The following is a 16,955-nucleotide window of genomic DNA, read 5'->3' as shown; positions in this document are numbered from 1 at the left end:
ACCGCACGAGTATGCGGGCAACCGGAAACACGGGCTTCGCTCCACCGACCCGACCGTCGCCCGTGCGGGTTAATCAGTTGCCGGCGGCCCGGCGCCATTGCTGCAATCCGACCAGCAGGTCCACCGAGCGCAGAGGAGCCCGGGAATGCGAGCCGCGTCCATGTCCCACCACCAGGCAACGACCGCCTACCCAGAGGACATGACGCTGCGTGAAAACCCTCAACCTTGGAATCCTCGCCCATGTCGACGCCGGTAAGACCAGCCTGACCGAACGGCTGCTGCACAGCGCCGGCGTCATCGACGAGCTCGGCAGCGTCGATGCGGGCAGCACCCGCACCGACAGCATGGCGCTGGAACGGCAGCGCGGCATCACCATCCGCTCCGCCGTCGTCTCCTTCGTCGTCGCCGGGGTCACGGTCAACCTGATCGACACCCCGGGCCACCCCGACTTCATCGCCGAGGTGGAACGCGTCCTCGGCGTGCTCGACGGCGCGGTGCTCGTTGTCTCGGCCGTCGAGGGCGTCCAGGCCCAGACCCGGGTCCTGGCCCGCACCCTGCACCGGCTGGGCATCCCCACCCTGATCTTCGTGAACAAGACGGATCGGGCCGGCGCCGATCCGGGCCGGGTGCTGCGCCAGATCGCCGACCGGCTGACCCCGCACGTGGTCGCCCTCGGACGGGTCGCCGCCGCCGGCACCCCGGCCGCCCGCTGGGTGCCCTTCCGGCCGGACGACCCCCGCCACACCACGGGGCTCGTCGACCTGCTCTGCGCGCACGACGACGCGCTGCTCGCCGCGTACGTGGCGGACGAGCGGGCGGTGACCCCGGCCCGGCTGCGCGCGGCGCTCGCCGCCCAGACCGCGCGGGCCCGGGTGCACCCCGTCCACGCCGGCTCGGCCATCACCGGCGCCGGAGTGGACGACCTGATCGCCGGCATCGCCGAGCTGCTGCCCGCCGCCGAGGGCGACGACGACGGCCCGCTCTCCGGCACCGTCTTCAAGGTCGAGCGCGGCCCGGCCGGCGAGAAGATCGCATACGCCCGGATCTTCACCGGGACCGTGCGGGTCCGCGACCGGATCCGCTACCGGCGGGACCACGAGGCCAAGGTCACCGGCATAGGCGTCTACGACGGTGGCGACGCCGTGCCCCGCGACTCGGTCGGCGCCGGCCGGATCGCCCGGCTCCACGGCCTGGCCGACGTGCGCGTCGGCGATCCCCTCGGCACCCCGCCCGACCGCCCGGCCGGCCGCCACCACTTCTCCCCGCCGAGCCTGGAGACCGTGGTCGTGCCCGTGCGGGTGGCCGACCGGCCGGCCCTGCACGCTGCCCTCGCCCAACTCGCCGAGCAGGACCCGCTGATCAACCTGCGCCAGGACGACCTGCGCCAGGAGATCGCGGTGTCCCTCTACGGCGAGGTGCAGAAGGAGGTCATCCAGGCCACCCTCGCCGACGAGTACGCCGTCCCGGTCACCTTCCGGGAGACCACCACCGTCTGCGTCGAACGGCCGGTCGGCGTCGGCGCCGCCGTCGAGTGGATCGGCAAGGACCCGAACCCGTTCCTCGGCACCGTGGGGCTACTGGTCGAACCCGGGCCGATCGGCAGCGGCGTCGAGTTCCGGCTCGGCATCGAACTCGGTTCGATGCCGCTGGCCTTCCTCAAGGCCATCGAGGAGACCGTTCGGGAGACCCTCCGGCAGGGCATGCACGGCTGGGAGGTGATCGACTGCGTGGTCACCCTCACCCACGGGGGCTACTGGGCCCGGCAGAGCCACGCCCACGGGGTGTTCGACAAGAGCATGTCCAGCACCGCCGGCGACTTCCGCAACCTCACCCCGCTGGTGCTCATGGCCGCGCTCGGCCGCGCCGGCACCCGGGTCCACGAGCCGGTGCACCGGTTCCGCCTGGACCTACCGGCCGACCTGCTCGGCGTGGTCCTGCCGGTGCTGGCCGCCCACGACGCGGTGCCCCGCGGCTCCACCCTCCAGGGCGGGTCGTACCTCCTCGAAGGGGAGGTGCCGGCCGGCCGGGTGCACGCGCTGGAGCAGCGACTGCCCTCGCTCACCCGTGGCGAGGGCACCCTGGAGGCCGAGTTCGACCACTACCGACCGGTCCGCGGGCCGGCACCGAGCCGGCCCCGCTGGGACCACGACCCGCTCAACCGCAAGGAATACCTGCTCGCCGTGGCGCGTCGGGTCACCGCCCGGCCGCAGCGCTGACCGGGCGCGGGTACCGGACCCGCACCGCGTCCACGCAGTCGTCCCGCGACGTCGGGCCGCCGAACCGGAGCCGGTCGTACCCGGTGAACGCCGGTTCCAGCGCGTCCAGTTCGTCGACCAGCGTGTGCAGCCGGTCGAGCCACGCCGCCGACCCGACGTCCGGCTCGGCCGGCGCGGCCCGGATCGCCACCGTCAACTCGTCCTTGCGCCGGATGTTCTCCGGCGTCACCGAGTGCAGGCAGACGTACCGGCCGCTGAGGTACGCGTCCCATTCGGCCGCGCCCCGCGCCGGGTCGGCCCAGTGCCCGACGAACCATTCCGCCAGCAGTTCCGCTCCGCCCGCCCGCTCGGCCAGCGCCAACAGGTCGGCCGGGACCATCTCCGCGCCGGCCGAGCGCAGATAGCCTGGCAGCGGCAGCCGCCGGTCCAGCATCAGCCGGCGTACGTCGTCCGGGTCCCGCCCCGTCGCCGCGCACAGCTCCTCCAGCACGACGAACTGCCCGCTGACGTACGCGTCGTCCGCCGCCGTCATCGGATGTTCCCCGTTGATCTCGCGAAACCGCTCCGCCACCCGATGCCGCAAGTCCACCCCGGCCCCTTCCTTTCGTGCCCGGCGACAGGCTAGGGCCGGAAACCTTCGGCACCCACCGAAACGTTCTCACGAATATCCGTTGCGGTGCGCCGCGCGGGCCGCCTACCGTGAACGGGCAACGTCAATTGGTTCCACCACCCAGGGAGCACGCCGTGTCGCAGCAGAACCGCACCACAACCGAGCGGCCCACGCCGCGCGGCGGTGCCCTGCTGGCCGAACTCGGCCTGGGCTCCTGCCGACGGCAGCGGTGGCTACCGGGGTGGCGGCGCGACTAGCGCCAGCGCGAGACACGCGCAGCCGCCCGCCCCGCCACAGGGAACCGGGCGGCTTTTTCGTCACCGGATTCCGAGGGGCGTAGCTCAACGGAAGAGCACCGGATTCCAAATCCGACGGTTGCAGGTTCAAATCCTGTCGCCCCTGCTTCCCTCGTCCCGGCCACACGTCGGCGACGTCGCTCCTTCTTAACTCCACAGTGGACGGCAAGAGCACGATCCCGGCCGGCGCCGCGCGCCCGGCCGGGCATCCGGGACGAGGGAGCTGGCTGACCCGCTCGCTTTGGGCGCGAGAGACACGCGGTTCGATTCCGCGGTCCCGGACTCCGCCTGACGGCAACCGCCGTCCGCACGGGCCGTTGGAGCAATTGGCAGCTCACCCGGTTCTCAGCCGGGCGGTTACGGGTTCGAGTCCCGTACGGCCTACGCCTGGTCCCGCCTCGGGACCACCTCGCGGTTGTAGCGCAGTCAGGCAGCGCGTCACCTCGCCATGGTGAAGATTGCCGGTTCGAATCCGGCCAGCCGCTCGGACATCAGCTGAGACCAAGGAGACGACGATGGGTTTCACCCCGCTGGCCGGCACCCGGGTGCCGGTCCGGGTCTGGACCGACCCGTACACCATCGAGGCGCAGGCGGCCAAGCAGCTGCGCAACATCGGTGCGCTGCCGTGGGTGCACGGGGTCGCCGTCATGCCCGACGTGCACTTCGGCAAGGGCGCCACCGTCGGCTCCGTCATCGCGATGCGGCAGGCCGTCTCGCCGGCCGCGGTCGGCGTGGACATCGGCTGCGGCATGTCGGCGGTGCGTACCTCGCTCACCGCGGCCGACCTCCCCGACGACCTCGCCCCGCTGCGTACGGCGATCGAGGCGGCCATCCCGGTCGGCTTCGCCATGCGTGACGACGCGGTCGACCCGCGCCGGATCCGCGGGCTGGAGCAGCGCGGCTGGGACGACTTCTGGCGGCGCTTCGCCACCCTCGACCGCAGGGTGGCACAGCTGGAGACCCGGGCCCAGCGCCAGCTGGGCACCCTGGGCGGCGGCAACCACTTCATCGAGGTCTGCCTGGAGCAGGGCGGCCCGGACGACGGCCAGGTCTGGCTGATGCTGCACTCCGGATCCCGCAACATCGGCAAGGAACTGGCCGAGCGGCACATGGCGGTGGCCCGCGGGCTGCCGCACAACGTCGAACTGCCCGACCGGGACCTCGCGGTGTTCCTCGCCGGCACCCCGGAGATGGACGCCTACCGCCGGGACCTCTGGTGGGCGCAGGAGTACGCGCGCCGCAACCGGGCCGTCATGCTCGCCCTGCTCTGCGGGGTGGTCCGCGACGAGTTCCCACACGTGACCTTCGACGAGCCCATCTCCTGCCACCACAACTACGTGGCGGAGGAGACGCACGACGGGGTGGACGTGCTGGTGACCCGCAAGGGCGCCATCCGGGCCGGCAAGGGCGACCTGGGCATCATCCCGGGGTCGATGGGCACCGGGTCGTACATCGTGCGGGGCAAGGGCAACGAGGACGCGTACTGCTCGGCGTCGCACGGGGCCGGGCGGCGGATGTCCCGCGGGCAGGCGAAGCGGACCTACAGCACCGCGGACCTGGCGGCGCAGACGGCCGGCGTGGAGTGCCGCAAGGACGCCGGAGTGGTGGACGAGATCCCCGGCGCATACAAGGACATCACCAAGGTGATGGCGCAGCAGGAGGACCTGGTCGAGGTGGTGGCGCACCTCAAGCAGGTGGTCTGTGTGAAGGGTTGACACCGATCGGCGCCCCACGGGGGTGGGCGCCGGTCGCCCGCCCCGGTGGCGCAGCGGAGAGCGCGCCGGTCTACGAAACCGGAGAGCCCAGGTTCGAATCCTGGTCGGGGCACGGTCCGCCGCTTGGCGGACACCATGCGAGCTGGTGCAAGTGGGCAGCACGTCCCTTTCTGGAAGGGAGGTTGGAGGTTCGAGTCCTCCGCTCGCAGCACGAGCCCTCGTAGCCCAACCGGTGGGGGGATTGCAGAGATATTGGCTAAGATTGGTCAATGCCAAGACCGCGCCTTTGGACACATGATCAGCTCCGCAATGTATTGCCTAGCGCGCGATCCTGGAAGGAAGTATGCGAGACGCTGAACGTCCCCATCGGCGGCAAGACCTTCAAGAGCCTGCGGAAACGCGCGGACAGCCTCGGGCTGGGCTACAGTCATCTGTACGGGAATGGGTATCGGCACCCAGTGATCAAAGCCGTCGGTGATGATCGGCTGCGGGAGCTAGTGCCGCAGTGCCGGTCATGGAACCATCTGGCGCAAGAGATCGGGTATGCCAACTCTCGGCAGGGAGGGTGGAGGCCCAAGCTGGCCGCCCGCATCGAGGCGTTGGGGCTCTCGGTTGAACATTTCCAGGGCCGCGGATTTAACGGCCTGGTTCCGTTCGCCAACGAGCCCACATTCACGGCCGACCCAAGGCCTCAGCGACTGCGGGTTGCAGCAACAGGCAAGGCGATCGCTTGGTTTTCCGAGCGGGGTTACGTGGTCTCTCTCCCCGTCGAGCCTGCGGTCTACGACCTCATCGTTGACTCACCGAACGGCTTTGACCGGGTCCAGGTGAAGTCATCGACCACCGCCGACCGTTCCGTTCAATTCACCCGGACCGTGTACGACAACAGGCAGCCCGGACAAAAATCCAGTGGGTACGTCCGATCTGCGCCGTATGAGCCGGGCGATATCGACTACTTCTTCGTCGTCCTCGGCGACGGCTCGATGTACCTGCTGCCATACGACGTGATCGGTCGACGCAAGACGGCCAATATGGGCAAGAGGTACGAGCAGTTTCGGGTGTGACCGGTTGTCAACCCCAAGCGCGCGCAAGGGCACGCTACGTACGGCGCAGGTGTTCCCGTGCCCGCTCATGCCCCCGTGGCGCAGCGGAGAGCGCGTCGGATTCCGGATCCGAAGGCCGCTGGTTCGAATCCAGCCGGGGGCACGAACCTCCCCGACCGAGTGCCCGAGTGGCCAGGGAGCGGTCTGCAAAACCGTGCACGTCGGTTCGAATCCGACCTCGGTCTCGTTAGCCGTCCACTGTGCATGTCGTCCTGGAGTCGCGGCTGGGTCAGGTGCTGGGCCACCCCTCGACTGGGCACACGCGCACCGGGTTCAGGTGCAGTTCGTAGGGCGTGTAGCAGTCGGCGGTGAGCGTCGCGAGCCGATTGCCGCAGGGGCAGGCTCGGTTTGGGCCGTCCTGTCCGGTCGGGCAGCAGCAGCCATGGCTGTTCTCCCAGTTCGGTAGCGGCTGCAGGGCGGAGGCGTCGTCCGGGTGGATGACGATGGTGCTCCGCGGGCGGCCGAGATCACGAAGTGGCCGTCGCGTACCCACAAATTTCCTCGTGGCTGGCACGGCTCCGGGGCGTCCTGGTCGTGCTGCGCTACGTACGGTGCGCCCCAGGGGTCCGGCTCGACGGCGTAGTGGCCAAGCGGCAGGGTGGAGGGAAGTCGCCGCGTCTTCGGGTCCCGGTCGGCTTCGTATGGTGCGCGGGCGCGGCGGGCAGTGCGGCCAGGTCGGGAGTCAACGCGGTGCCGCAGCGGGCGCACAGGAACACCGTCACGGCCCCATTGTCCGGCAGGTCGACGTGCGTGATCACCCGTCCTCGGGACGGAATGCGGCGACGGAGACCTCAGCCGCGCTAACGCGTCCGCGCGGCCTCCGGTTTCGCTACCGTCAGTAGTGTGGCGATCGCGAAGCTGCGCCTGCGTGGCGGGCCGTACGACGGGATGACGGTGGATTGGGACGTGCCGGACGCGGACGATCCGCCGACGACGTACGACCTCAAACTCCATGGAGCGCATGAAACAGCGCATTCCTTCGAATACCGCCGGGTGGAGCGCGCGCCGGAGGGGGCAGCCGAGTCGTGGATCTATGAGGCGCCCGGGGTCGGCGCCGAGTAGGGGCGGGAGTGGATCACGCACGGGCGGCCCGACGGTAGGAGGCGCGTACCCATTTTGGTGTGAACGTCATTGACATGAAAGTCCGTGGCGGTGTTCACTGACATGCGTGAACGCCAAGAGGGTCTACGTGCAGACGGCGCGGGCGGCTTCGGCGGCGCACACCAGGCAGCGCATCCTCGACGCCACGGTGGAACTGGTCCGGCGGCAGGTATCGGTCGAGATCGTGCTCACCGATGTCGCCGAGTCCGCGGCGGTGAGCGTGCAGACGGTGCTGCGGCACTTCGGCAGCCGGGACGGCCTGTTCGAGGCGGCCGCGGCGCAGGCCGTGGAGCAGGTCACGGCGGAGCGGCGCATCCCGGTCGGCGACGTCGACGCCGCCGTACGGAATCTCTTCGACCACTACGAGCGCTGGGGCGAGCTGATGCTGCGCTTCCTCGCCCGCGAGGCGCACGATCCGAAGGTCTACGCGGTCACCGAGCAGGGGCGCGAACTGCATCGTGACTGGGTTTCACAGGCCTTCGCGCCGATGCTCGCCGCCCGGTCGCCCGACGCCCGCGAAGCAGTCACCGATCTGCTGGTCATCGCGACGGACCTGTACACGTGGAAGCTTCTCACCCGAGACCGCCGGATGCCCAGAGAGCAGGCCGAAGCCAGGGTCCGGCAACTCATCACAGCGATCCTTGGAGAGTCATGATGACGTCATCGCTGTTCGTCACCTGGGACGGAGGCGGCAACGTGCCGCCGGCACTCGGTGTCGCCGCCGAGCTTCAGCGTCGCGGGCACGCCGTTCGCATGCTCGGCCACCCGGGGCAACGCCAGGCGGTGGAGGCGGCCGGGTTGCGGTTCGAGCCGTACCGGCACGCCCGCGCCTGGTCGCCGGTCACGCGTACCAACAGCCCGCAGTGGGCCGTGAAATATCTGAGACTGTTCACCGAGACGGCCGTGGGCGTGGATGTGGCCGAGTCCCTGCGCCGCGAGCCCGCCGACATCGCGGTGGTCGACTGCATGCTGCTGGCGGGCATCAAGGCCGCTCAAGATCTCCCGGTCCAGCAGGTGACGCTCATGCACACCCTGCACCGCTACCTGCACGGTGCCTGGGCCCGGGGGCCGATCGGCATGGTCGCGCGGGCCAAAGGCATGCCGCCGGCACGGCTGTGGCGCGGCAGCGATCTGAGCCTGGTGGCCACTGCCCCGGACCTGGACGAGACCGCCGCCCTGCCCGAGAACGTGCGGGTCACCGGCCCGGTGTGGCCCGTCGGTGCGCCCACCCCGACGCCGTACGCGCAACGGCAGCCCCGGATCCTGATCAGCCTCAGCTCGATCTACTACGTGGGCCAGGCCGCGGTGTTGCAGTCGATAATGGAGGCGGTCGCCGACCTGCCCGTGCAGGCGGTGCTGACCGTCGGTCACGGCGTCGCGGCCGACGCGATCCGGCCACCGGCCAACGTCGAGGTGCACCAGTTCCTGCCGCACGCACAGATCATGCCGACCGTGAGTCTGGTGGTGGGGCACGCCGGTCACAGCACCACCGTTCAGGCGCTGGCGCACGACCTGCCGATGGTCCTCATCCCCATGACCGCGCTGGGTGACCAGCCCGCGGTGGCCAGCGCCGTCGCCCGTCAGGGCGCCGCCACCGTGCTGCGCAAGTCCGCCTCGGCCAGCGACATCCGAGCCGCGATCGAACACATGCTCGGCGACGGTCCGCACCGCGATGCCGCCGCCCGACTCGGCAGACAGATCCGCTCGGCCGACGGCGCGACCGTCGCCGCCGACCTGATCGAGAAGATGACCGTCGCTACCCGCCCGCGGTCATGACGACGGGAACGGTCACGACGTTGATCCGGGAGCCGTCCCGGGCCGACACCTCGTACACCTCGATGGTGCCCGGTCCGGCGCGGTCCAGCCGGTAGCCGACCCGCACCCGGTAGTCGCCTCGACAGCCGGAGCCACACCGGGCGACGGTGAACGCGGTGCCGACCTCCCGACCGGCGGCGTCCAGGACCCGGACGCTCACCGTCGCCTCGAAGACGTCGGCGGTCCCGGTCACCGTCACCGGGCTGGTGACCCGGTCACCGATCGCCGGGGCGGTCACCACGATCGGCGGCAGCAGGTCGGCGTAGTCGTCGCGCCCGGACGGCGCGGTGTCGTTCGCGGAGAAGGCCACCCGGCGCACGGTGGGGAACTGGGTCAGTGTCCAGACCACCTGGGCCCGGCGGAGTCGGGCGTTCGCCGCGCCGCCGCCGTCGAAGCCGGCGGGCGGGGCGAGCGTGGCCACCCCGCCGGCGATGCGGCTGACCTGTGCGCCGGGCGGGACCAGGGTGGTCATGCCGGTGGCCGTCTCGGCGACGGACGGGCCGGCGGCCAGTTCGGTGAGCGCCAGCCGGGAGGTGGCCAGGGTGGCGGGCAGCGTACGCCGGGCCGGCACGAGCCGACCGCCTCGGGCGAACCAGAGCTGCAGGGTGATCGTCCCGTCCCGGCTCGGCTCCTCGGCGCTGCTCGGGTCGGTCGTGGCGGCGGACGCCGACGGGGTGGCCGGGGGGACGGTGGCGGGGGTGCCGGGTCCCGTGCCCGGCGGGGTGGCGCCGGCGGACCGGGAAGCCCCGGCCGGGGCCGGGCCGAGGGTGCCGGTGCGGGCCGGCGCGCAGCCGGTGGTGAGCAGGAGCAGCGCCGTGAGTGGCGCGATCAGGCGTCGCATCCGACACCTCCGTCGTCGTCGGGCAGTTCGAGGCGGAGCCGGGTGCCCCGGCCGACCTCACTGCTCACGTCCAGCTGCCCGCCGAGCAGCCGGGTGTTCTCCAGCGCGATGGCCAGGCCGAGGCCGCTGCCGGGGCCGGCGCGGGACGGGTCGACCTTGTAGAAGCGGTCGAACAGGTGCGGCAGGTGCTCGGCGGGGATGCCCGGCCCGTGGTCGACGACCTCGACGAGGATCGAGCCGCCCGTGTGCCGCACCTCGGCCCGGATGTCGCCACCGCCGTGCTCGACCGCGTTGGACACCAGGTTGGCCAGCACCCGTTCCAGGCGGCGCGGGTCGGTGCCGGTCGCCGGTGCCTCCCCGACCACGGTCACCCGGTCGGCCCAACCGCGCGCGTCGACGATCCCCCGCAGCAGCGCGACGACGTCCACCGGCCGGATCGACACGGCCTCCCGACCGGCGTCCAGGCGGGAGATCTCCATCAGCTCCTCGACGAGCCGGCGCAGCCGGACCACGTCGGTGACGAGGAGCTCGGCGGCCCGGCGGGCGTCGGCGGGGAGCGCGTTCAGCTGGTCGGCGAGCAGCGACGCCGCCGCCACCAGGGCGGTGACCGGCGTACGCAGTTCGTGCGCCACGTCGGCGGTGAACCGCCGCTCCCGGGCCTGGGCCCGGGACAGCGCCTCGATCTTCGTCTCCAGCGCCTCGGCCATCTCATTGAACGACGCGGCCCACACACTGAACTCGTCCCGGCCGCGTACCGGCAGCCGGGTGTCCAGCAGCCCCTCGGCGACGGCCCGGGCCGCCCGGCTGGCCCGACCCACGGGTTCCAGGGTCCGCCGGGCGAGGGTGTTGCCCACCCCGGCGGCGAGCAGCACCACTACGGCCCAGCCCACGGCCAGGGCAGTGCGGAGCTGACTCAGGCCGTCGACGAGATCGTCCTCCACGGTCACCACGTACAGCTCGGCGGTGGAGCCGGGGATCCGCCCGCCGACCACCAGCAGGTGCGGCCGGGCGCCGTCGGGGGAGCGCTGGAAGCCGAGCTGCCCGGCGGCGACCGCGTCCCGCAGGGCCGGGCCGGGCGTGGGCGCGTACCGGGGGTTCGACGCCTGGGCGCCGCCGGCGACCAGCAGCACGTGCCGTCCGTTCTGCTCGAAGCTGGCCAGCAGGTCGGCCCGGCGGGCGTCGGTCAGCGGCAGGAACTGCGCGGCGAGCACGAGCTGGTAGCGGGCGTCGGCCGCCGCGCGTTGCAGCGAGCCGTCGAATCGGGCCTGCCGCAGCATCAGGTACGACCCACCGGCGAGCGCGCCGGCGGAGACCCCGGCGACGAGTACGAACGCGATGACGAGCCGGCGCCGCAGGCGCCCGGGCGCGACCGTGCCCGCGACCATCGCACCTCACCCCGTCGACAGCTTGTAGCCCGCGCCGCGGACCGTTCTGATCAGCGTCGGCGCGCCGGGATCGTCCTCCACCTTGGCGCGCAGCCGTTGCACGGCCACGTCGACCAGCCGGGAGTCACCGAGGTAGGTGTACCCCCAGACCCGGTCGAGCAGCAGTTCGCGGGTGAACACCTGCCCGGGTCGGCGGGCCAGCTCCAGCAGCAGCCGGAACTCGGTCGCGGTGAGGGTCAGCTCCCGGCCCGCCTTACGGACCACGAACCGTACCGGGTCGATGTCCAGCGGCCCGGCCGTCACGACGGTCTCGGTGACCGGGGCCACCGCACGGCGCAGCACCGCGCGGACCCGGGCGACCAGCTCCGGCAGGTCGAACGGTTTGCGCAGGTAGTCGTCGGCCCCGCACTCCAGCCCGACGACGACGTCGATGGTGTCGGTGCGGGCGGTGAGCATCAGGATCGGCACCTGGCTGGTCCGCCGGATCTCCCGGCAGACCTCGAACCCGTCGAGGCCGGGCAGCATCACGTCGAGCACGATCAGGTCGACCGGCCGGGCCCGCCACGCGGCGAGGGCCGCCGGGCCGTCCACGGCGGTGTCCACCCGGAACCCGGACCGCCGCAGACCGAGGGCGGTGACCTCCCTGATGGAGGCATCGTCCTCGACGACCAGCACACGGCCCTCCATGATGCCTTTACGGTAGCCCGGCGCGATGCCGCGGTCGCTGTCGTAACGGTCGGTGATGGGGGACCGGTCAGCCCCCATCACCGCCGAACGGGTCACCGCTGCCACTGGTGGGCCACGTCGAGGACGATCCGGCTGTGCGTACCCGGGCCGCTGAGCACGAAGACCCGGAACGGCAGCTGGGCGCGGACGCCCACGGCGAAGGTGGTGTAGCCCTCGAAGCTGCCGCCGAAGACCACGTCCCGCAGCGTCCGGTAGCCCAGCGCGTTCGCGGCGTGCTCACCGGTGCGGTACGGCACGGTGGCGGCGTGGCCGGCGTCGTACGCGGGCGCCCGCAGCGACACCCGCAGCAGCGCGCCCCCGGCGGTGTACGGGGACAGCGCCAGCCCCTGCCCCTCGGTGTAGGTCTGCCCGTACGCGACGGACCAGCCGTTCGCCGGGCCGTTGAACTCGAAGACCACCCGGTCCCAGCAGTCGTGCCGCCCGGTGCGGACCTCGACCAGCGGGGCGGTGCTGAGCGAGCCGGCCGCCTTGGCCGTGCTGCCCCAGGTGATCCCGCAGTACGGCGCGGCTGCCGTGGCGCCCCCCGCGCCGGCGACCAGCCCGCCGAGCACGACGACCAACGCCACCAGTGCTCTCCTGAATCTCATCGCTGTCCTCCTGTCGATGCTCGGGGCGATCACCGGACCGTCTCCGGTGGTCCCGTGGCTCGACCGTCGACCCGCCGCGCCACAGTGGCTTCGCAGCCGGGTAACCGCCGGGTAACAGTGGTCTCCTCGCGGCGTCGCTCGGCATCTCCTCGCCGGCACTGGCGCAGAAATCGTGTGCCGCCGTCGCGGGGAAGGCCGGCATACTCGGCGCATGCCGTTTGAAGCCGGGCAGACCGCGATCGTCGTCGCGGTGCCGGAAGCCGAACCGGTGGTGGATCGATGGCGGCGGCGCTACGACCGGTCGGCCCCGCTGGGGGTGCCGGCGCACGTCACCCTTCTGTACCCGTTCCTGGAGCTCAGCCGGATCGACGGGTCGGTGGTGGAGCAGCTTCGCTCGCTGTTCGCTCGGCAGCCGGCGTTCAAGGTGACTTTTCCTCGCTGCGGCAGGTTTCCGGACGTCCTGTACCTGGATCCGGACCCAGCAGACACGTTCCGGAGTCTCACCGCCGGCATTGTGGAGCAGTGGCCGGAGGCTCCCCCGTACGGCGGCGTTCATGACCTGGTTGTTCCGCACCTGACCGTGGCCGAAGGCACCGATGAGACCACCTTCGCGCTGATTGAAGACGATGTCGCCGCCCGGTTGCCGGTGGAGGCGGCGGCTACGGAAGCCCGCCTTCTCGCCTTCGACGGCAGCCAGTGGGTGACTCGGGTCCGGTTCGCTCTTGCTCCCCGGTGAACGACAGCGAGGCCGGACCTCGGGGCGCGCAGGCGGCGGGTGACGGTCGGGCCGGACCAGCTCCGGCGAGGCGTTACTCGAGGGGCCGGGCCGGCCGAGGAGACGGGTCACGCAGAATGAGCGGATGTCCGCGCGTACCCCTTCGGTGTCCTGCGTCTTCGTCTGCCACGACGGTGCCGGCCGGCTGCTGCTGGCCCGGCGCGGCGCCGGCGCCCGCGACGAGCCCGGCACCTGGGACACCGGCGCCGGTGCGCTGGAGTTCGGCGAAACCTTCGAGGCGGCCGTCAGCCGCGAGGTCCGCGAGGAGTACGCGACGCCGCCGCTGGCGATCACCCTGCTCGGGGTCCGCAACGTGCTGCGCGACGAGCCGCCGTCGCACTGGGTGGCGGTGGTCTTCGCCGTCCTCGTCGACCCGGCCGCGGTCGCCATCGGCGAGCCGCACAAGTTCGACCGCCTCGGCTGGTACACCCGCGACGCGCTGCCCACGCCGCTGCACTCGCAGCTCGTGCCCACCCTGGCGATGCTGCCGGACCCGCTGACCTGACCGCGACGTCTAGGGTGGCCGCATGCCGGTCACCCGACGTCGACTCCTCCAGTCCCTCGGCATCGCCGCCGGCGTTGCCGGGCTCGGCGCGGGCGGTGTCGCCCTGGTCGACGCCGAGGTGCTGCCCGGCCGGTCGGTGCTGAACCACCGGCTGGGCCGCTGCGACGCCCGCCCGCCGGACGCGCCGCGCGCTCCCGCGCCGCCGCCGGTCACCGGCAGCTTCCACTCCGCGGCGCGCCGCCGGCAGGTCGGCTTCGCCATCTCCTACCCGCCCGGCCACGCCCCGGGCGCGCGGCTGCCCGTCTGCCTGGCCCTGCACGGGTACGCGGCGGACGCCGTCACCGCCGTCACCGCCGCCGGGTACCCGGAGTTCCTGGCCGGCGACGGCTCCAGGTCGCGGCGCGGCGTCAGACGCGCCGAGCTGGAGTCGTCGGACGGGCTGCCGCACGGCGTGGCCCCGTTCGCCCTCGCCGCCCCGGACGGCGGGAACGGCTACTGGCATCCGCACGCCGGCGACGACCCGCTCGGCATGCTCGTCGACGAGTTCCTGCCGCTGCTCGCCGACCGAGGACTACGGGCCGACCGGGTCGCGGTGGCCGGCTGGTCGATGGGCGGCTACGGCGCCCTGGTCGCCGCGCTGACCCACCCCGCCCGGTTCCGGGCCGTGGTCGCCAACTCGCCGGCGATCTTCCGCTCGTACGCCGACGCGAAGCGGGTCAACGCGGGAGCCTTCGACAGCCCGGAGGAGTGGGCCCGCCACGACGTCACCGCCCGGGCCCGGGAGTTCGCCGGCCTGCCGGTGCGGATCGCCATCGGCGCTGCCGACCCCTTCACCCGGGCGGTCCGCACCCTGCGCGACCGGCTGCCCGACCCGGACGTCGTGCAGATCAGCACCGGCTGCCACGACAACGACTTCTGGCGGTCGGTCGCGCCCGATCAGGTACGCGCGATCAGCGCGGCCCTGGCGGACTGACCCTGGCCCTCGGCCACGCCGCGGTGGGCGGAGGCGAGCTACGCTCGCTTCCGCGCCTGGCAGGGGACGCAGTGACGGGCCGACGGGAGGATCTCCAGCCGGGCGACCGGGATCTCGCCGCCACAGCTCTCGCAGCGGCCGTAGGTGCCCTCGGAAATGCGACGCAGCGCCCCCGCGGTGTCCGCGATGCCCTGGCGTGCGGTCTCCATGAGCGCCCGCAACGTGTCCGGGTCGTGGCCACCGTGGTCGGGCCGCCGGCTGTCCGCGGTGAGTTCGAGGAGCTGACCGGTGTGCGTCTGGTACTGCCGTTCGAGGATGTCGCGCAGCGCGTCGGTGCGGCTGTGCAGCGTGTCGGCCATGGCGCGGGTACCTTCCGTAAGCGCGCCGGTGCGGGACCGGTGCGGTGGCTGGGCTCGGCTCAGTTGTCGGCGGCCGGGTGGCGGGCCGCAGCCGCGGCGGCCAGGCTCGCACCGGTCAGCGCGGCGGTGCGGGGTCCCGAGGCGCGGTGCACCGGGATCCCGGTCGCGGCGGCGAGGCGATCCCTCAGGTCGGGTCGGGTGGCGCCGTTCCCGACCAGGACCATCCCTCGGGCCAGGGCGGTGGCGGCCGCCGGCACCGCGCCGGGTCCCTGGGTCAGCTTCCGCACCAGGCGGGCGATCGTGTCGGCGAGCATCCCGACGGTGGCACCGTGGGCCAGGTCGTCGGTGCCGAGGTTCGCGCGCCGGCCGGCGATGACCTGGCTGTCCCGCAGGACAGCCACCTCGGTGAGCTGGGCGCCGACGTCGGTGACCAGCAGGGTGCCGGCGCCGGCTCCGGCGCCGATGGCGGCGGCCCGGACGGTGTCGATGAACAGCAGTCGCGTGGGCGCGAAGACGGCGTCGAGGACTCGTCGGGTGGTGTCCTGGTCGGTGTCCGTCGCCAGCAACGGACGGCACACGATGACCAGCGGCCGGGCCGGCACCTTGACATGGTGCTGTCGCAGCAGCTGACCCAATGCGGTCGCACAGCCGGGGCCGTCGATGATCCGGCCCCGCCGCAGCAGCGGATGCCGCCGCGCCGACCGGTCCGTCGCCAGGGTGCTGAGCGGCTCGTGGCTGCCCAGCCGGATCCGCAGCTGCCCACTTCCGAGGTCCACGGCGATCGGGCTGGGCCGGGTGGCGGGCGCTCCGCCGGTGCTGGCGCGCGCGGCGACGGTGCCGGCGGTTTCCGGTGGGCGACCGGTGGGGACCTGGGCGACGGGCATGCCGACCTCTTCTTCCACGGTGGATATGACGATGCCGCCGCCCCGGCTCGGGGTGGCGTGGGAACTGGCGGTAGCGGGGTGGCCTGACGGGCCGCGGTCAGCCGGCCGCGGTCAGCGGCTGAGCTTGCCGCAGCACTCCGATCGGCGTCGGCCGGCGGGACGGTGGCCGAAGCGCCCGCCGGCGGCGCCAGGTCATCGCGGTGGCATCGCGGCTGCCGACCGGGAGGCCGCGGCGAGCGGCTGGCACCGGTGGCAGAGCCACCTCGCTGGTCGTCATCACCCACCTCCTCGCCGGTCAGGAACCTGTCGGACCTCCAGCGTCGGTCCGAAGCGACGGACCGACATGGCCTGTGGCCGGCCAACTTCCGGCGGCTTCGTTGCCGGCCACCGGCGACTTGTCGCGCTCGGGTGGCGCACGTCCGGGCCGGCCGCGCAGTCGGTGACGGCGAGGGGCGCGGGGCGCCGGCCGTACAGCTATGGTGGGCCGCATGTCACGCCCCCGGCACCGATCCGACGTCGCCTCGCGCAGAGCGCTGGCGATGCTCGTCGTGGTCGCCGTGCTCACCGCGGGCCGGCACGCCTGCCGCCCGCTGGGGCCGTGCATGGTGGTCAGGCTGGCGAGGGCCATCCCGGGATGCGTTCCGGCCTGGTCGGCCGACCGGGCGCCGCCGGGCGGTCCGGTCGTCGCCTGAGGCGCCGGCCGAACGTCTTCACCACCCCGGTCCCGCGTCGCGCCCCCGAGCCGCTGGCCGGGGTTGCGGCCCGTGGCCCCCTCACCAGCCTTTCCAGTACGGAGCACGAAATGAGAATCGAACACACGCCGCTGCCGGGCATCGGGGTGCGGCGCACCTTCACGACCGCGCAGGGCCACCGGGTCGGCGTGGTGGAGTACCGCGGGGTGGACCGCCGGGACGTCATCTACGAAGACCCGGACGATCCGGACAAGACCTGCGGCCTCCGCCTCACCCGGTCCGAGGCGGCCGCGCTGGCCGGCCTGTTGGGCCTGATCGACGTGGTCCCCGTCGACCGATACTGACGCTCAG

19 protein-coding genes and 7 tRNA genes are annotated in these 16,955 nt (G+C 72.6%); 19 read left to right on the top strand and 7 right to left on the bottom strand.

Annotated features, from left to right (window positions below):
* Nucleotides 1-209: 209 nt before the first annotated feature.
* Nucleotides 210-2,216, top strand: coding sequence for a GTP-binding protein (locus tag ACNAVT_RS19170; protein WP_416298074.1), 2,007 nt, complete (start codon nt 210-212; stop codon nt 2,214-2,216).
* On the opposite strand, the gene ACNAVT_RS19165 is transcribed toward ACNAVT_RS19170, so the two are convergent.
* Nucleotides 2,194-2,805 (bottom strand): DUF6058 family natural product biosynthesis protein, encoded by a 612-nt coding sequence (locus tag ACNAVT_RS19165; RefSeq protein ID WP_416298072.1) that lies wholly within the window; start codon nt 2,803-2,805, stop codon nt 2,194-2,196. The genes ACNAVT_RS19170 and ACNAVT_RS19165 overlap by 23 nt on opposite strands.
* A 155-nt stretch (nt 2,806-2,960) precedes the next feature.
* Between ACNAVT_RS19165 and ACNAVT_RS19160 the strand changes: the two genes are divergently transcribed.
* The 13 genes from ACNAVT_RS19160 to ACNAVT_RS19100 all read left to right on the top strand — a co-directional run bounded on the left by ACNAVT_RS19160 (nt 2,961) and on the right by ACNAVT_RS19100 (nt 8,817).
* Nucleotides 2,961-3,083, top strand: a complete 123-nt coding sequence (locus ACNAVT_RS19160; protein ID WP_416298070.1) for a hypothetical protein — start codon at nt 2,961-2,963, stop codon at nt 3,081-3,083.
* Nucleotides 3,084-3,156: 73 nt separating this feature from the next.
* Nucleotides 3,157-3,228: transfer RNA gene (locus ACNAVT_RS19155), tRNA-Trp, on the top strand.
* Nucleotides 3,229-3,433: 205 nt separating this feature from the next.
* A tRNA-Glu gene (locus ACNAVT_RS19150) sits at nt 3,434-3,506 on the top strand.
* A 27-nt stretch (nt 3,507-3,533) separates the two neighbouring features.
* Nucleotides 3,534-3,607: transfer RNA gene (locus tag ACNAVT_RS19145), tRNA-Gly, on the top strand.
* A 30-nt stretch (nt 3,608-3,637) separates the two neighbouring features.
* Entirely contained in the window at nt 3,638-4,837 is a 1,200-nt protein-coding gene (locus tag ACNAVT_RS19140) for an RtcB family protein (protein WP_416298068.1), read from the top strand.
* Nucleotides 4,838-4,876: 39 nt separating this feature from the next.
* Nucleotides 4,877-4,949: transfer RNA gene (locus tag ACNAVT_RS19135), tRNA-Arg, on the top strand.
* A 24-nt stretch (nt 4,950-4,973) separates the two neighbouring features.
* Nucleotides 4,974-5,046 (top strand) — tRNA-Gln (locus ACNAVT_RS19130).
* 60 nt (nt 5,047-5,106) lie between these two features.
* Nucleotides 5,107-5,901 (top strand): group I intron-associated PD-(D/E)XK endonuclease, encoded by a 795-nt coding sequence (locus tag ACNAVT_RS19125; protein ID WP_416298066.1) that lies wholly within the window; start codon nt 5,107-5,109, stop codon nt 5,899-5,901.
* 69 nt (nt 5,902-5,970) lie between these two features.
* Nucleotides 5,971-6,043: transfer RNA gene (locus ACNAVT_RS19120), tRNA-Arg, on the top strand.
* An 11-nt stretch (nt 6,044-6,054) separates the two neighbouring features.
* Nucleotides 6,055-6,125 (top strand) — tRNA-Cys (locus ACNAVT_RS19115).
* Nucleotides 6,126-6,783: 658 nt separating this feature from the next.
* Entirely contained in the window at nt 6,784-7,002 is a 219-nt protein-coding gene (locus ACNAVT_RS19110) for a hypothetical protein (RefSeq protein ID WP_416298064.1), read from the top strand.
* 106 nt (nt 7,003-7,108) lie between these two features.
* A complete protein-coding gene (locus tag ACNAVT_RS19105; RefSeq protein WP_416298062.1) occupies nt 7,109-7,696 on the top strand; it encodes a TetR/AcrR family transcriptional regulator in 588 nt (195 codons plus the stop codon).
* Complete coding sequence (locus ACNAVT_RS19100) at nt 7,696-8,817, top strand: glycosyltransferase (RefSeq protein WP_416298060.1); 1,122 nt, start codon at nt 7,696-7,698, stop codon at nt 8,815-8,817. Before ACNAVT_RS19105 ends, ACNAVT_RS19100 begins: the two co-directional genes overlap by 1 nt.
* On the opposite strand, the gene ACNAVT_RS19095 is transcribed toward ACNAVT_RS19100, so the two are convergent.
* The 4 genes from ACNAVT_RS19095 to ACNAVT_RS19080 form a co-directional block, all read right to left on the bottom strand.
* Nucleotides 8,798-9,697, bottom strand: coding sequence for a Gmad2 immunoglobulin-like domain-containing protein (locus ACNAVT_RS19095; protein ID WP_416298058.1), 900 nt, complete (start codon nt 9,695-9,697; stop codon nt 8,798-8,800). The genes ACNAVT_RS19100 and ACNAVT_RS19095 overlap by 20 nt on opposite strands.
* Nucleotides 9,685-11,082, bottom strand: coding sequence for an ATP-binding protein (locus ACNAVT_RS19090; RefSeq protein WP_416298056.1), 1,398 nt, complete (start codon nt 11,080-11,082; stop codon nt 9,685-9,687). Before ACNAVT_RS19090 ends, ACNAVT_RS19095 begins: the two co-directional genes overlap by 13 nt.
* A gap of 6 nt (nt 11,083-11,088) precedes the next feature.
* The gene (locus ACNAVT_RS19085; protein ID WP_416298054.1) at nt 11,089-11,769 is read right to left on the bottom strand and encodes a response regulator; all 681 of its coding nucleotides are present in this window, start codon (nt 11,767-11,769) and stop codon (nt 11,089-11,091) included.
* A gap of 92 nt (nt 11,770-11,861) precedes the next feature.
* A complete protein-coding gene (locus tag ACNAVT_RS19080) occupies nt 11,862-12,416 on the bottom strand; it encodes a hypothetical protein (protein WP_416298052.1) in 555 nt (184 codons plus the stop codon).
* A 172-nt stretch (nt 12,417-12,588) separates the two neighbouring features.
* Here ACNAVT_RS19080 and ACNAVT_RS19075 point away from each other — a divergent pair, with 172 nt between their 5' ends.
* The 3 genes from ACNAVT_RS19075 (at nt 12,589) to ACNAVT_RS19065 (ending at nt 14,669) form a co-directional block, all read left to right on the top strand.
* The gene (locus ACNAVT_RS19075) at nt 12,589-13,152 is read left to right on the top strand and encodes a 2'-5' RNA ligase family protein (protein ID WP_416298050.1); all 564 of its coding nucleotides are present in this window, start codon (nt 12,589-12,591) and stop codon (nt 13,150-13,152) included.
* Nucleotides 13,153-13,276: 124 nt separating this feature from the next.
* Nucleotides 13,277-13,696 carry an NUDIX domain-containing protein gene (locus ACNAVT_RS19070; RefSeq protein ID WP_416298048.1) on the top strand — a complete coding sequence of 140 codons (420 nt, stop codon included), beginning with the start codon at nt 13,277-13,279 and terminating at the stop codon, nt 13,694-13,696.
* Nucleotides 13,697-13,718: 22 nt separating this feature from the next.
* Nucleotides 13,719-14,669, top strand: coding sequence for an alpha/beta hydrolase (locus ACNAVT_RS19065; protein ID WP_416298046.1), 951 nt, complete (start codon nt 13,719-13,721; stop codon nt 14,667-14,669).
* A gap of 38 nt (nt 14,670-14,707) precedes the next feature.
* Here ACNAVT_RS19065 and ACNAVT_RS19060 read toward each other — a convergent pair whose 3' ends face one another.
* A complete protein-coding gene (locus tag ACNAVT_RS19060) occupies nt 14,708-15,028 on the bottom strand; it encodes a TraR/DksA family transcriptional regulator (RefSeq protein ID WP_416298044.1) in 321 nt (106 codons plus the stop codon).
* Between the two features lie 59 nt (nt 15,029-15,087).
* Nucleotides 15,088-15,912, bottom strand: coding sequence for a rod shape-determining protein (locus ACNAVT_RS19055; RefSeq protein WP_416298042.1), 825 nt, complete (start codon nt 15,910-15,912; stop codon nt 15,088-15,090).
* 488 nt (nt 15,913-16,400) lie between these two features.
* On the opposite strand from ACNAVT_RS19055, the gene ACNAVT_RS19050 reads away from it, so the two are divergent.
* Together ACNAVT_RS19050 and ACNAVT_RS19045 are read left to right on the top strand one after the other, a co-directional pair.
* Entirely contained in the window at nt 16,401-16,604 is a 204-nt protein-coding gene (locus tag ACNAVT_RS19050) for a hypothetical protein (RefSeq protein WP_416298040.1), read from the top strand.
* Nucleotides 16,605-16,714: 110 nt separating this feature from the next.
* Nucleotides 16,715-16,948, top strand: coding sequence for a potassium transporter TrkA (locus ACNAVT_RS19045; RefSeq protein ID WP_416298038.1), 234 nt, complete (start codon nt 16,715-16,717; stop codon nt 16,946-16,948).
* Nucleotides 16,949-16,955 lie beyond the last annotated feature (7 nt).

It is taken from the genome of Micromonospora sp. SL4-19, assembly GCF_047921475.1.
Classification (GTDB): domain Bacteria; phylum Actinomycetota; class Actinomycetes; order Mycobacteriales; family Micromonosporaceae; genus Micromonospora.
The sequence above is the reverse complement of the archived record's forward strand: the minus strand, read 5'-3'. Positions and strand labels throughout refer to the sequence as shown.